Annotated in this window: 15 protein-coding genes; 12 read left to right on the top strand and 3 right to left on the bottom strand. The window is 58.0% G+C overall.

Translation table 11 applies throughout. The features are described from left to right. Window positions 1-7 precede the first annotated feature (7 nt). From GS636_RS16770 to GS636_RS16740, 7 genes are all read left to right on the top strand, one after another. On the top strand, window positions 8-1,162 hold the full coding sequence (locus tag GS636_RS16770) for an LLM class flavin-dependent oxidoreductase (RefSeq protein ID WP_171095386.1): 1,155 nt from the start codon (window positions 8-10) through the stop codon (window positions 1,160-1,162). Beyond that, window positions 1,162-2,052 (top strand): aldo/keto reductase family oxidoreductase, encoded by an 891-nt coding sequence (locus tag GS636_RS16765; RefSeq protein ID WP_171670872.1) that lies wholly within the window; start codon window positions 1,162-1,164, stop codon window positions 2,050-2,052. The genes GS636_RS16770 and GS636_RS16765 overlap by 1 nt, the downstream gene beginning before the upstream one ends. Further along, complete coding sequence (locus tag GS636_RS16760) at window positions 2,052-2,567, top strand: flavin reductase family protein (protein WP_171187168.1); 516 nt, start codon at window positions 2,052-2,054, stop codon at window positions 2,565-2,567. Before GS636_RS16765 ends, GS636_RS16760 begins: the two co-directional genes overlap by 1 nt. Window positions 2,568-2,619: 52 nt before the next feature. Then, window positions 2,620-3,207, top strand: a complete 588-nt coding sequence (locus GS636_RS16755) for a TRAP transporter small permease (protein ID WP_171095381.1) — start codon at window positions 2,620-2,622, stop codon at window positions 3,205-3,207. After that, a complete protein-coding gene (locus GS636_RS16750) occupies window positions 3,208-4,497 on the top strand; it encodes a TRAP transporter large permease (protein ID WP_171095379.1) in 1,290 nt (429 codons plus the stop codon). A 24-nt stretch (window positions 4,498-4,521) separates the two neighbouring features. Beyond that, window positions 4,522-5,589: a TRAP transporter substrate-binding protein DctP gene (dctP, locus tag GS636_RS16745; RefSeq protein ID WP_171670869.1), complete on the top strand. Its 1,068-nt coding sequence runs from the start codon at window positions 4,522-4,524 to the stop codon at window positions 5,587-5,589. A 73-nt stretch (window positions 5,590-5,662) separates the two neighbouring features. Further along, window positions 5,663-6,367 (top strand): phytanoyl-CoA dioxygenase family protein, encoded by a 705-nt coding sequence (locus GS636_RS16740; RefSeq protein ID WP_171670867.1) that lies wholly within the window; start codon window positions 5,663-5,665, stop codon window positions 6,365-6,367. A 4-nt stretch (window positions 6,368-6,371) separates the two neighbouring features. On the opposite strand, the gene GS636_RS16735 is transcribed toward GS636_RS16740, so the two are convergent. After that, window positions 6,372-6,842 carry a tetratricopeptide repeat protein gene (locus GS636_RS16735; protein WP_171670864.1) on the bottom strand — a complete coding sequence of 157 codons (471 nt, stop codon included), beginning with the start codon at window positions 6,840-6,842 and terminating at the stop codon, window positions 6,372-6,374. Window positions 6,843-6,857: 15 nt separating this feature from the next. On the opposite strand from GS636_RS16735, the gene GS636_RS16730 reads away from it, so the two are divergent. After that, window positions 6,858-8,126 (top strand): cytochrome-c peroxidase, encoded by a 1,269-nt coding sequence (locus tag GS636_RS16730; protein ID WP_171670862.1) that lies wholly within the window; start codon window positions 6,858-6,860, stop codon window positions 8,124-8,126. On the opposite strand, the gene GS636_RS16725 is transcribed toward GS636_RS16730, so the two are convergent. Further along, a complete protein-coding gene (locus GS636_RS16725) occupies window positions 8,123-8,968 on the bottom strand; it encodes a TauD/TfdA family dioxygenase (protein WP_171670859.1) in 846 nt (281 codons plus the stop codon). The genes GS636_RS16730 and GS636_RS16725 overlap by 4 nt on opposite strands. Before the next feature lie 115 nt (window positions 8,969-9,083). After that, complete coding sequence (locus GS636_RS16720; RefSeq protein ID WP_253284794.1) at window positions 9,084-9,713, bottom strand: response regulator transcription factor; 630 nt, start codon at window positions 9,711-9,713, stop codon at window positions 9,084-9,086. A gap of 219 nt (window positions 9,714-9,932) precedes the next feature. On the opposite strand from GS636_RS16720, the gene GS636_RS16715 reads away from it, so the two are divergent. From GS636_RS16715 to GS636_RS16700, 4 genes are read left to right on the top strand one after another with little or no spacing between them, the layout of a single operon-like run. Next, window positions 9,933-11,174 (top strand): aminotransferase class V-fold PLP-dependent enzyme, encoded by a 1,242-nt coding sequence (locus tag GS636_RS16715; RefSeq protein ID WP_171670857.1) that lies wholly within the window; start codon window positions 9,933-9,935, stop codon window positions 11,172-11,174. A 28-nt stretch (window positions 11,175-11,202) separates the two neighbouring features. Beyond that, window positions 11,203-12,399 (top strand): malate--CoA ligase subunit beta, encoded by a 1,197-nt coding sequence (locus tag GS636_RS16710; RefSeq protein ID WP_171187159.1) that lies wholly within the window; start codon window positions 11,203-11,205, stop codon window positions 12,397-12,399. After that, entirely contained in the window at window positions 12,399-13,286 is an 888-nt protein-coding gene (sucD, locus tag GS636_RS16705; protein ID WP_171187157.1) for a succinate--CoA ligase subunit alpha, read from the top strand. The genes GS636_RS16710 and sucD overlap by 1 nt, the downstream gene beginning before the upstream one ends. Further along, on the top strand, window positions 13,286-14,257 hold the full coding sequence (locus tag GS636_RS16700; RefSeq protein WP_171670854.1) for a D-glycerate dehydrogenase: 972 nt from the start codon (window positions 13,286-13,288) through the stop codon (window positions 14,255-14,257). Before sucD ends, GS636_RS16700 begins: the two co-directional genes overlap by 1 nt. The last annotated feature ends 156 nt before the right edge of the window (window positions 14,258-14,413 follow it).

Here is a 14,413-nt window from a genome sequence, read left to right as displayed (position 1 = left end):
GACTCAGATGACTATCGTCCCCATCACATCCCCTGATCTGGACGCTGCTGAAGTATCGTGGTTTGCAGCGCTCTGCTCGGACGATTATCAGTTTCTGGGTGTGCCGGACGGCGATCTTCGATCCAGTTGGGAGCATTGCTCGGGCATCGTGAAAGAGGCCGAAGCACAGGGATTCCGCAACATCCTGTGCCCGTCTTCGTATCAAGTTGGTCAGGACACCCTGAGTTTTGTCGCTGGCTGCGCACCGATCACCGACAGGATCAACATGCTGGCCGCCGTACGCTGCGGTGAGATGCAACCGATCATGCTGGCGCGCACCATCGCAACGCTGGATCACATGCTGAAGGGGCGGCTGACCGTCAACATCATCTCATCCGACTTCCCCGGTGAGAAAGCCGACAGTGCATTCCGTTATCAGCGATCGCGCGAAGTGGTCGAGATTTTGAAACAGGCCTGGACGCAGGATGAGATCAACCACGCCGGCGAAGTGTACAATTTCTCGGGTCTGACGACCGATCCTGCGAAACCCTATCAGACCGGCGGCCCGCTGTTGTATTTTGGTGGATATTCACCTTCGGCTTTGGACTTGTGCGGTGAACATTGCGACGTCTACCTGATGTGGCCTGAAACCAAGGACCAACTGGCCGAACGGATGAAAGCCGTGCACGCAGTTGCCGAGAATTACAATCGAACGCTGGATTACGGACTGCGCGTCCACATGATCGTCCGCGATACCGAGGCTGAGGCGCAGGAATATGCGGACTACATCGTCTCGAAACTGGATGACGAATACGGTCGTGCCATTCGCGAACGGGCGCTGGACGCGACGTCGCTGGGTGTTGCGCATCAGGCCAAGAACCGCGATTTGGCAGATGAATACGGCTATGTCGAACCCGGTCTCTGGACTGGTGTTGGCCGGGCGCGGTCTGGCTGCGGTGCCGCTCTGGTCGGATCGACTGATCAAGTTATGTCGAAGATCGAGGAATACCAGAAGATGGGCATCCGCGCTTTCATCTTCTCGGGCTACCCGCACATGGATGAGGCCAAGCATTTTGGTGCTCGGGTGCTGCCCAACTTGAAAACCTGCTCGCTGCCCGAAGCTTACGGGCGCGTGCCAGCAATGACCCCAGCGACCCCACTGGGCAACGGAGAACGCCGCTGATGCAACGTGTGAAACTATCTGACTCGCTTGAGATGAGCCGCCTTGTCTATGGCATGTGGCGGCTGGGCGATGACGCGGATACATCCACAGGCCATGTTGAGGCCAAGATTCAAGCCTGCTTGGATCAGGGCATCACCACCTTCGATCAGGCCGACATTTATGGTGGTTACGCAGCCGAAGCTGTTCTGGGCAATGCTTTGCGCGCCAACCCGAGCTTGCGCCAGAAGATGGAGATCGTCACCAAATGTGACATCATCGCCCCGGTCGGCCGTTACGCGGATGCGAAGGTGAAATACTACGACACGTCGCGTGCGCATATCGTGAAGTCGGTCGATACCTCGCTGACAGAAATGGCCATTGACCATATCGACCTGCTGTTGATCCACCGCCCTGACCCTCTGATGGACCACCATGAAACCGGTGCCGCGCTGGACGAAGTTGTTGCCAGCGGAAAGGTGGGCGCTGTGGGTGTATCGAACTTCCGCCCCTGGGACTGGTCGCTGCTGCAATCGGCCATGAAGACCAAACTGGTCACCAACCAGATCGAGATCTCGCTGGGCGAGATCAGCCCCTTCACCAATGGCGATCTGGCGTTTCACCAGCAATACGGCCATCCGTTGATGGCGTGGTCGCCGCTTGGCGGAGGTCTGTTGATGGCCGGAAACCCTCCGGTCGGCGTTGTGGCCGATGAAGTCGCAGCCGAGTTCGGTGTGGACCGCGCCGCCGTCGCCGTGGCCTTCCTGCTGGCCCATCCGGCCAACATCCTGCCGGTTCTGGGCACCAACAATCTGGATCGGATCAAGCGCGCCTCGGACGCGTTGAAGGTCAAACTGGATCGCGAAGCCTGGTATCGCCTTTATGAGGCTGCGCTGGGACAAGAGGTACCTTGATGAACGCAATCTCAAAGGACATGACCCATACTTTCGTTCCGCATAAGGACGACACCCGCACCCTTCGTGACGCTTTTGGCCGCTTTGCGACCGGCGTCACCATCGTCACCTGCGACAGCGCAGATGGCCCGGTTTGCATCACCGCAAACAGCTTTTCGTCGCTGTCGCTGGACCCGCCGCTGATCATGTGGGCAGGCGACCGCAACTCACGCCGCTTCCCCTATTTCCACAAAGCCCGCCATTTCAGCGTCCATGTGCTGTCGGCGGAACAGGCCGAGCTTTGCTTTGGCTGTTCGAAAGACGCTTTTGCCCTGCGCGATATCGCGCATGAGCGCTGCGAAAACGGCACGCCGATCCTGTCGGATTGTCTGGCACGGTTTGAATGCGAGCAACATGCGTATCACGACGCGGGCGATCACGTTATTGTCGTAGGAAAAGTTCTGCGGGCCAGCATGGCGGATGGAGACGCGCTGACCTTTTACGCCGGGAAACTCGGCCAATTCGCGCAGCACTAAGCGCGATCTGACGACCGTGGGCATACCCGCGGCTGAACAAGGGAGGATCCGCATGGGCGGACTGGCATCGGTGCTTGCGCCGATTGCATTCGTGAACGAAACCGTGCTGCGTCTGGGCCGCGCGGTTGGTGTCGTTGCGATTGCACTCATGGTAATCGCAATCCTGATTCAGGTGTTCTTCCGATACGTTCTGGGCAATGCGCTGCCCTGGCCGGATGAGGCCGCGCGGTTCTGCATGTTGTGGATGACCGGTCTGATGGCCCCCACGGCGTTTCGGCGCGGGGGTTTTGTGGCCATCGACATGCTGGAGCGCTTTTTGCCGCGTTTTATTGGCCAAACGCTGAACTTGTTCCTGCTGGTAATCTCGCTCGCCGTGCTGTTGGTCGCCGTCAATATCGGCTGGTCCGAAGTGACTGGCTTTGGCGGTAGGTTCGCCACCGCCGCGCTGTACCTGCCCACATCTTTCGGGTTCGACGAATGGTACCGCATCCCGCGCAGCTGGATGATGGCCTCGCTGTTGGTGGGGATCATCTTGCTGATCTCGGTGAATATCGAGTTGATCCTGCGATCCTTCATCACTCTGCTGGGCGGAGGTCACCTGTTGCCCGAAATTCCTGATGCGGCAGTGGGGGCCGAATAAATGCTAATCTGGTTCCTGCCCACCTTTCTGGTTTTCCTGCTGATCGGCCTGCCGGTCTTTTTCGCCCTTCTGGCCGCGCCCGGTATCCTGCTGTGGCTGAACGGCCAGACCAACGACATCACGCTGCTCTACCGCAATGTCTATAACGGTATGGACAGCTTTCCTTTGATGGCGATCCCCTTCTTCATGCTGGCCGGAGAGCTCATGAACCGAGGCGGCATCACCATCCGTCTTGTTGAATTTTCACAGGCGCTTATGGGCCATCTGCGCGGCGGTCTGGCACATGTGAACGTGCTGAGTTCGATCCTGTTCGCAGGCCTCTCGGGATCTGCGGTGGCCGATACGTCCGCTTTGGGGTCGATGCTGATCCCGGCGATGGAGAAACAGGGCTATACCCGCAAATTCGCCGCTGCGATCACAGCGGCCAGTTCTGTGATCGGACCGATCATTCCGCCTTCGGGTATCATGATCATCTACGCCTATGTGATGGGCGAAAGCGTGGCCGCCCTGTTCCTTGCGGGTATCGTGCCGGGCGTGATGGTGGGCGTCGGCCTGATGCTGATGATCAAACTGATGGCTGACAAATATGACTTCCCCGTTGCCAGCCGAAAATACACGTGGCCCGAGCGGCGTCAGGCCAGCCTTAAAGCCTTCTTCCCGCTGATGACCCCGGTCATCATTCTGGGCGGTATTCTGGGCGGTATTTTCACCCCGACCGAGGCTGCAGCCGTCGCCGTAGGCTATGCCTTTATCATCGGTTTCTTCGTTCTGCGCACGTTGACATGGAAAGAAGTGCCCGAGGTGCTGAGCAACGCAGGTATGACATCGGCCGTTGTCCTTCTGCTGGTCGGCGCGGCGATGGCGTTCAAGACGGTCGTCAGCCTCAGCCATGCGCCGGAGCAACTGGCCTCGCTGATCCTGAGCCTGTCGGAAAACCCGCTGATCCTGCTGTTCCTGATCAATCTGCTGCTGTTCATCGTCGGCATGTTTCTGGATGCAGGCCCTGCGATCATCATCCTTGGTCCCATCCTTGGCCCGATCTTTACCAGCCTCGGTGTTGACCCGATCCACTTCGCCATCATCATGAGCGTCAACCTGACCGTCGGCCTCGCCACCCCGCCCATGGGCCTGGTCTTGTTTGTCGCTGCTGCTGTCTCGCGCGAACGGGTCGAAACCATCGCCAAAGCGATCCTGCCGTTCCTGGCGGTCGAAATCATCGTGATCTTCCTGATCACCTATATCCCCGCACTATCCATGACGATCCCGAGGATAACGGGATTTGCCAACTAACTGAGTTCCACAGGGAGGAAACGCATGCTCAGAAACTTCATCAAAACCGCAGCGGTGGCCACTTCGCTTGTGGCCGCGTCTGCCATCGCGGCAACAGCTGCCGACTACACGCTGCGCGCCACTGCCAATTCGAACGAAAACGACGAGGACTATGACGGCCTGATCGTCTTCAAGAACTATGTCGAGGCCGCCTCGAACGGCGCGATTGAAGTCGAATTGTTCATCGGCACACAACTGTGCTCGAACGGGGCCGAGTGCTTGCAAGGTGTGGCCGAGGGTCAAATCGACATCGTCATCCAAACCTCGGGCGGCACGTCAGGCATCTTCCCCTTTGTTCAGGTTCTGGACTTGCCATATCTGATGTCGGATGACCGTGTTGCTGAAGCTGCGCTGGCCAACGGCTCGCCCTTTGTGACCAAAATGCAGGAAATGGTCGCCGAGAACTCGGGCGGCGCGCTGCGTCTGATGACAATTGGCAACACTGGCGGCTGGCGCAACTTTGCCAACACGCAGCGCCGCATCCAAAGTCCCGGCGACATGGAAGGGCTGAAGATCCGCACCGTGGTAGCAGACCTGCCGCAGGAACTGGTCAAAGCGCTGGGCGCGGCCCCAACACCGATCCCGTGGCCGGAGTTGTTCACCTCGTTCCAAACCGGTGTTGTTGAAGGATCCAAGAACGGCATTACCGACATCATGAGCATGAAGTTCCCTGATGCCGGTCTGAAATATGTCACTCTGGACGGGCATGCATATATGGGTGCGCTGTGGTTTATGAACAACGAAAAGTTCATGTCGATGCCGCCAGAGCTGCGCAATGTCATCGTCGATGGATTCTATCAGCTGCAGCAGGCCACATTTGCTTCGCCCAAGCGCAAGTCGATCCAGGCGTATGAGGAATTCGTCGCCGAAGGTGGCGATCTCTATGTACCGACCCCGGAAGAGAAGGCCGCGTTCAAGGAAGCTGCGGCACCTGTCTATGATTGGTTCAAGGCCAATGTCGACGGCGGAGAAGCCGCCTTTGACGCCTTGACCGCAGCGGTTGCCGAAGCCGAAGCCGAGATTGCGGCGACGCGCGCTGCCGAGACGCAGTAAGGCTGTCTTACAAGAAAACCCTGCGCGCGGCCCAGTCGCGCGCAAGCCTGCCCCCGCTGCCGGAGAAACTCAGATGCTCGACCAAACCGATGCATTTCGCCGCCAAGGTTACCTCGTTTTCGAAGATGCACTCAGCCCGGAAGACCTGCAGATGCTACGCGGCACTTGCGACACGCTTCTGGAAGAGCCAGCCCACGATGGCGGCGGCAACGTGCACAAAATTGGGCTAGGCGACGCGCGACGCTTTCTGCGCCATCGTCACGCCGAGTTTCCTTCGCTGGAAGAGTTCTTGCTCGGCCCCAAAATCGCCGAGATCACCAGCGCCTGCGGGATCGAAGATCCGATGCTGTTTAACGAACAATTCGTGGTCAAAGGTGCGGGCAAAGGCGCGAGTTTTGCCTGGCATCAGGATGGCGCCTATGTCGGCTTTGATCACACACCCTATCTGACCGTCTGGATCGCAGTAGATGACGCGACAGAAGAAAATGGCTGTGTCTATGTCCTGCCGCGCGATTTGGACGCCGAGCCGGGTCTGGAACGGCATGAATGGCAGGATGAAAGTAACGAACTCAACGGGTATTTTGGCAAGGAAACCGGTAAGCCGATGACCTGCAAGGCGGGCACGATCGTAGCGTTTTCCAGCCTCACGCTCCATAGCTCGGGTGCGAATACGACTGCGAATCCACGACGGGCTTTTGTGTGCCAATACTCCTCAGGCCCGATTATCGACCCTGTAACCAATGCCCCGAAACGGTTTGCAAAACCGCTTAAGGCTTGATCCCTCATCTGAAAGGGTACATCCACCCTTTGTAATCATTGACCAAAACATGCGCTCTTTCGATCTGCTCCGGCGACATTTTCTTGATTACTTCCTCAAGGCTGATCGCCGCGTCGGGATCGCCCCCAATGGCGCTGAGCGTGTACCACATGTAAGCCCTGACCAGATCAGGCGCGGGCATCCCAAGACCCAGCTCATAATACCAGCCAACCCCCGACTGGGCCCCCGGATGCCCCTTCATCGAGGCGCGCAGATACCATTCGAACGCGCGCTCATAGTCCCGTTCGACGCCCAGGCCCAGCCCGTGCATCACGCCGATCAATTCCTCGGCCTCGGCATTGCCCGAGCGGGCGGCGGGCAGCAGTTCTTTGCGCGCGGCATCAAACTCGCCGGCCTCCATCAAATCGCGCGCCTGTTCCAGTTCGGCGAGCGCCGGGCTGGCAAGCAGACAAAGGGCAAGTACAAACTGGCGCATTGGGTTGCTTTCCTCTTGGCCGGGAGCGCGGCGGCACAGGATGTGCCGCGCCCTCTGACAGATGATGACTTCCTGCCTTTTGATATGGAACAGGCCGCCATCGGTCATCAACTGTTTTACGATCCGATCCTGTCGGGCAATCAGAATATATCCTGCGCGCATTGCCATCATCCGGACTTCGGGACTTCAGATGGGCTGTCGCTTGGCATCGGGGAAGGCGGACAGGGGTTGGGGCCAGAGCGCACACCCGGCATCGGCGCAGACAGGATCCGTAAACGCATTCCCAGAAACTCGCCAGGGCTTTGGAACCTCGGTGCGAAAGACATCCACACTGTTTTTCACGATGGCCGGTTGAGCATTTCGGATGTCTACGGCAACGGGTTCAACTCACCCGCGCAGGAGTGGTTACCGGAAGGTTTGAACTCACTACTCGCTGCGCAAGCGCTGTTTCCGCTAACCTCGCAATTCGAAATGGCGGGCAATGTGGCCGAAAACCAAGTCACCGGGGCCGTCCATGATCGGATCGACAAAGGGTGGCCGATCCTTGCCAAACGCGTAAGAACGGATCCCCATTACGGCCCGGCAATGGTCGCAGCGTTTGATGAGATTGAAACCACGGAAGACATCACAATCACCCATATCGCCAACGCTTTGGCCGCGTTCATGGCCATCGAGTGGAGGAGCACCGACAGCCTATTTGATCGCTATCTTGCTGGGGACATGAATGCGTTATCAACCGTTCAAAAAGACGGGATGGATCTGTTCTATGGTAAGGCAAACTGTTCCGCGTGCCACGCGGGACCGTTGATGTCCGATCAGGAATTCCATGCTTTGGCCATTCCGCCTTTTGGTCCGGGTCGAACCCGTCAATGGGATCCGTATGCGCGTGACGTTGGTCGTATGGGTGAAAGCAATCGGTTGGAAGATGCCTACAGGTTTCGCACCCCCATGTTGCGCAACGTTGCTTTGACAGCCCCTTACGGTCACAACGGGGCTTTCCCCGACCTTGAAAGCGTCATTCGCCATCATCTTAACCCTCAAGCAAGTTTTAATGCCTGGACGCCCGATATGGCCGGGTTGCCTCAGGTTCCGTGGTTGCACGACGCTGACTTTCTGGTTTGGGATGATCGACTGGAAATGGAACGCCAACGCAGCAAAACTGACATTGATCCGATTGAACTCTCGGACATGGAAATTCAGAATCTGATCGCTTTTATGGACGCTTTGACAGGTTCCAGTGTGGATGCACCGATTTTTGGCGTGCCCAGTGGATTTGTTCCTTAGCTGTCCTTGTTTTCAGCAGGGGTCGACAAAGCCACGCCTTCAACCGTGACCCGGTGCATCAGGCGTCGAAAACCGTGATAGTCGTTGATTGCCTTGTGCCATGTGGCTCTGTTGTCCCACATTGTTATGTCGCCCGCGCGCCAGCGCACGCGGCATTGGAACTCGGGTTGTTTGCAGTGTTCGTACAGCATCGCAAGAATTGCATCTGACTCGTCTTTGCTGAGCCCTTCGATATGCGTTGTGAAGACAGGGTTCACAAAAAGACCACGACGCCCGCTGAGTGGATGTGTGATGACAATGGGATGGTGCGCATCTTGTGTTGCGGCGTCTGCGTTGCCCAATCGACCGCTCTTGGCGGCTTCGCTGTCTTGTATGGCGGCACCAAAGACGTGACGTGAAGAATGCACAGCAGTCAGCCCGTCTAGAAACTGACGCATTGGGGCCGAGAGCGCTTCATACGCGGCCGCCATAGACACAAACAGCGTGTCTCCGCCATAAGGCGGCATCTCAATCGCATGCAGGATCGATCCCATGGCTGGCGCTTCGTCATAGGAATGATCGGTGTGCCACCCTTCACCCACCGCTTCTTTCTGGTCTTTTTCTTTGAGAACGGTCGCAATCTCGGGATGGCCGTCAACCGGTTTGAAGAAACGGTTGACGTTGATCGCGCCAAAGCTGCGAGCAAAGTTCAGATGGTCTTCAGGGGTGGCAGTTTGACCCCTTAAGACGATAACGGAATACTTGGCAAAGGCTTGGTGGATATCAGGGAATTGCCCGTTGTCTCGAATATCGGCGCCGTCGATTTCGGCGCCTAAGCCGCCGGTGAGGGGTGTGATGTCCATCGGGGTGCTCCTGCTTTTTCAAGATCAGGATAAAGGACGATTGGGCTTTGGAGAAACGGAATTAGTGAGCACTGCGCCGCTGGGCATTCTGGACAGCAGACCTCGGACCATGGTCCTAATCCAGTGCGGATCTGGACGAATAGTAAAACGCTATGGCCTGAGTTCTGTTTTTCACGGCCAGCTTGTCATAGATATTGGACAGGTGAAATTTGACCGTATTCGTCGAAATCTGAAGCTCTTTTGAAAGGTCCCGATTTGACATGCCTTGGGCCAAGGCTTCAAGAATGGTGCGTTCTTTGCGGGACAGGCTTTGGATTGGGTCCTGCTGCATTTTCCGAACGTCGATGAATGGAAAGACCATTTTGCCAGCCGCCACATCGGCGCAGGTTTCAAGCAAGCCTTCGACCTCGCCGGATCGCGCCGCAAAACCGGCAGCCCCGGCTTGCATGGCCAGCCGCGGCGTTTCGCTGGTGACATCCCCATACACCACAAACCGTGGAGCATTGGCCTGTTCTCGGAGAACCTCGATCAGCTTTGCTGCTCCGAGCACCGGGAGGTTCCAGTCGACCACCCCGACCTGAACCGGAACTCGCATGACGGTTCCCAGGAACCCTTCGGCGGTGGCTGACGTCGCCACCAACGAGAATCGCGGGTCACGTTCAAAGATTTCAGACATGGCAGACAGAACCAGCGGATTGCCGTCTGCCAGCATGACATCAATAGGGGTACTTGGCGCGCCAATCATCTGTTTTTACCCAACTTTCGCAATTTCCTACCTAAACGGGTAGGTGAAAACTCAGTATACCTTGGTATTTTTACCAATTCGGGTGGGAAATTCCCCATCCTTTTGGCCATCCTAAAGCAGTAGTAAGTTACGTTGCGTCATCGCGCAAGGCGGCGTTTTCTGTCCGGCAACGAAACACGACGGGTCCAAGAGCCCGACCAACGCCGAGGATGACAGACAATGACGTTTCAGATTTTCCCTCCTCTTGAGATCCCCGAGACTCTGGCCGCTGGCCCGGGACCGGGCAACACCGACGCCCGTGTCCTGCGCGCCTTCAGCAGCGCTGGCGTGGCGGATCACATGCAGGGTGACGTTCTGCGGGGCATGATCGAGTGCAAACACATGCTGCGGAAAATCTGGGGAACGTCCAACACGTATACTTTTGCGGTCGCAGGCACCGGTTGGAGCGCTCTGGACGCTATGTTCTCTGCCGTCATGCCTGGCGACAAGGTTGTGGCGTTTGCCAACGGGACATTCTCGGGTATCGACGCTCTGACCCTGCGGATCAAGGCAGCTACACCTCAAGAACACGCATCCAACCCGCTTGACCCGCAAGCCGCCAGTGTCACCGTGATCGAGGTTCCGCACGGTCAGCCGGTGACGGGTGAACTGGTTGACGCCGCTTTGGCGGAGCGTCAGCCCAAATGGGCGTTCATGGCGCATTGGGAAACCGGATCCGGGCGTGTCAATGATCTGCGCGGCTTTTCGGATGCCTGTGAACGCAATGGTGTCATGGGCCTGATCGATGCGGTTTCGTCGTTGGGTGCGGATAACTTTTCAATTGACGAGTACCCCGGGATCGCCGGGTGGGCGTCTTGCCCGCAAAAAGGTCTGTGCTGTCTGCCGCTGACCTACGCGCCGGTCAGCTTTACGGATGCTTATATCGAAAGTTTGAAGGCGTCAGGTGCATACTCCTATGTTCACAACCCGATCTTTGAAGCGCGCCATTGGGGCATTGTCGATGGGCAGGACGTAGAAAAAGGCACATACCACCGGACGCATTCGGGGTACGCCGTTGCGGCGTTCCACGAAGCCCTGCGACTGACCCTGCAAGAGAGCCTCGCAAAGCGGGCCATGGCCTACCGTACCCATGAGAAGGTTCTGCGCGATGCGGTGATCGAAATGGGCTGCGAAGTGACATCGGACATGCCCAGCCTCGTCGTGCTGAACCTGCCGCCGGAACTGGCGGGGCGTGAGATGGAGCTGGTCCAGAACTGCCGCGCACGGGGATTTGGCATCTGGCCGACTCTCAGCGCTCCGGTACAGGTACGGATCGGAATCCTCAATCAGTTGAACCGCGACGCGGTCAGCCGGATCGTACGTCTATTCGCCGAAGCCCTGCGCGAGCTTGGCGGAGAGGTTGATCGAGATGCGATCGAGGCTTTGCTTGAAAGCCGCTACGGCACTTCAATCGCTGCTTAACCACACTGCATGAACGGGAGGATTGCAGATGGATATTCATGAGTACCAAGCGAAAGAACTTCTTTCCAATTTCGGGGTGGACGTCCCTGCGGGCGCGCTTGCCTACAGCCCGGAACAGGCGGCCTATCGGGCGCGCGAGCTGGGCGGTGACAAATGGATCGTCAAAGCGCAGGTCCATGCGGGTGGGCGCGGCAAGGCCGGAGGGGTCAAGCTGTGCAACACTGAAAACGAGATTTATCAGGCCTGCGATGACCTGTTTGGTCGCAAGCTGGTCACGCATCAAACGGGGCCGGAAGGCAAAGGGATCTACCGCGTTTACGTCGAAGCCGCCGTGCCGATTGATCGCGAGATTTATCTGGGCTTTGTTCTGGACCGATCCAGCCAGCGGGTGATGATTGTTGCCTCGTCAGAGGGTGGTATGGAAATCGAGGATATCTCGGCCGACCGTCCGGACAGCATCGTGCGATCCATTGTGGAACCGGCAGTTGGGCTTCAGGAATTCCAAGCGCGTGAAATTGCGTTCAAGCTTGGTCTTGAACCCAAGCTGATCCAGCAGATGGTGCGCACACTGCAGGGTTGCTATGCCGCGTTCAGCGACTTGGATGCCACCATGGTCGAGATCAACCCGCTGGTCATCACCGGCGACGACCGCGTTCTGGCGTTGGACGCAAAGATGAGCTTTGACGACAACGCTCTGTTCCGCCACCCGCAGATCGCCGAACTGCGCGACAAAAGCCAGGAAGACCCGCGCGAAAGCCGTGCGGCGGACCGGGGGCTGTCTTACGTGGGTTTGGACGGAAACATCGGTTGCATCGTCAATGGCGCCGGTCTGGCGATGGCCACAATGGACACGATCAAGCTGGCAGGGGGTGAGCCTGCAAACTTCCTCGACATTGGGGGCGGGGCTTCGCCAGAACGGGTCGCCAAGGCGTTTCGGCTCGTTCTGTCGGACACCAATGTCCAGGCCATCCTCGTCAACATTTTCGCAGGCATCAACCGCTGCGATTGGGTGGCCGAGGGCGTCGTTCAGGCGCTGAAAGAATTGGATATCGACCTTCCGGTCGTTGTCCGGCTCGCTGGTACCAATGTCGAAGAAGGCCAGAAAATCCTTGCCAAGTCCGGCCTTCCGATCATTCGCGCCACAACACTTATGGAAGCGGCAGAACGCGCCGTGGGCGCATGGAAAAACGACCTTACCCAAGGCACCAAGATGAGGGCTGTGTAATGAGCATTCTTCTCGATCGCGACTCGCGTGTCATCGTACAGGGCATCACCGGCCGGATGGCGCGGTTTCACACCAAGGACATGCTGAAATATGGTACGAATGTCGTAGGCGGCGTTGTTCCCGGCAAGGGAGGCGAAACCGTCGAAGGCGTTCCGGTTTTTGACACTGTCAAGCAGGCCGTTGAGGCGACCGGCGCAGATGCTAGCCTTGTGTTTGTTCCCCCACCGTTTGCAGCGGATTCGATCATGGAAGCAGCGGATGCCGGTATCCGGTACTGCGTTTGCATCACCGACGGTATCCCGGCGCAAGACATGATCCGGGTGAAACGCTACATGTACCGCTATCCCAAGGACAAACGTATGGTTCTGACTGGTCCAAATTGCGCGGGCACCATTTCGCCGGGCAAGGCGTTGCTGGGGATCATGCCGGGTCACATCTACCTGCCGGGGCATGTCGGGATCATCGGTCGCTCGGGCACGCTGGGCTATGAGGCCGCAGCGCAGCTGAAAGAGCGCGGGATTGGTGTTTCGACCAGCGTCGGGATCGGGGGCGACCCCATCAACGGGTCATCGTTCAAGGACATCCTTCAACGGTTCGAAGACGACGAAGACACCCATGTCATCGCCATGATTGGTGAGATTGGCGGCCCGCAGGAAGCCGAGGCGGCAGAGTATATTCGTGACCACATCACCAAACCGGTGATCGCCTATGTTGCGGGCCTGACTGCTCCGAAAGGGCGGACCATGGGCCATGCAGGTGCGATCATCTCGGCCTTTGGCGAAAGCGCCAGCGAGAAGGTCGAAATCCTGTCTGCCGCTGGAGTGACCGTGGCGGAAAACCCTGCCGTGATTGGTGAAACAATTGCGCGTGTGATGGAGGCTGCGTGATGGTCAAACCTTCGGTTCTTGTGACCCGTCGCTGGCCTGCTGCCGTCGAGGCGCAGTTGGCCGAGAACTATAACACCGTGCTGAACACCGGGGACAAACCTTTGTCCCCGTCCGAAATCCGGCAGGCGTTGAAATCCTATGACGCGGTCTTGCCTACGGTAACCGATACGCTCAGCGCCGAGGCGCTGGACGTATCTGGCGCGCAGACAAAAATCCTTGCGAATTATGGAGTGGGCTACAGCCATATCTGTGAGCCGTCTGCCCGCGAACTGGGTATGACCGTGACGAACACGCCCGATGTTCTGTCCGAGTGCACGGCGGACATTGCCATGACACTTCTGCTGATGGTGGCCCGCCGCGCCAGCGAAGGCGAACGCGAGTTGCGCGCCGGAAACTGGACCGGTTGGCGACCCACGCATCTGGTGGGGACCAAAGTCAGCGGTAAGACGCTTGGCATCATCGGCTATGGGCGCATCGGTCAGGAGATGGCCCGCCGTGCGCATCACGGCTTTGGCATGGACGTGCTGGTCTATAACCGCAGCCCGGTGGACCCGGCTGTATTGGCGCGGTGCAATGCTACTCAGGTCACGTCAATTGATGAGTTGTTGCCGCAATGCGATTTCGTCTCACTTCATTGCCCCGGCGGGGCTGCGAACCGCCACATGATCAATGCGCGCAGGCTGGACCTTATGAAACCTGACGCGTTCCTGATCAACACGGCGCGTGGTGAAGTCATCGACGAACGGGCGCTGGTCCAATCGCTTATGTTCGAAATGATCGGCGGTGCAGCACTGGATGTGTTCGATGGCGAACCCCGCATCTGTGCAGATCTGATGCAATGCGACAACCTCGTGATGCTGCCGCATCTTGGCAGCGCCACCCGCGAGGCGCGTGAGGCAATGGGGTTCAGGGTTTTGGATAACCTGAGTGACTTCTTCGAAGGCCGAGAGCCACGCGATCGGGTGATCTGATCCACCCAACATACCAATCGAATTTGTCGATGCGGCCCTGAGGACTGCATCGACCCCTTCCCACAGGAGAATTGCCCCGTGAATGCGCCGCACCGTACAGACGGATTTTTCACCCAGTCCCTATCGGACCGTGACCCTGAGCTTTTTGGCTCGATC

This window comes from Ruegeria sp. HKCCD4884, assembly GCF_013110855.1.
Classification (GTDB): domain Bacteria; phylum Pseudomonadota; class Alphaproteobacteria; order Rhodobacterales; family Rhodobacteraceae; genus Ruegeria.
Note: the sequence above shows the minus strand (reverse complement) of the source record. Positions and strands in the feature narration are given on the sequence as shown.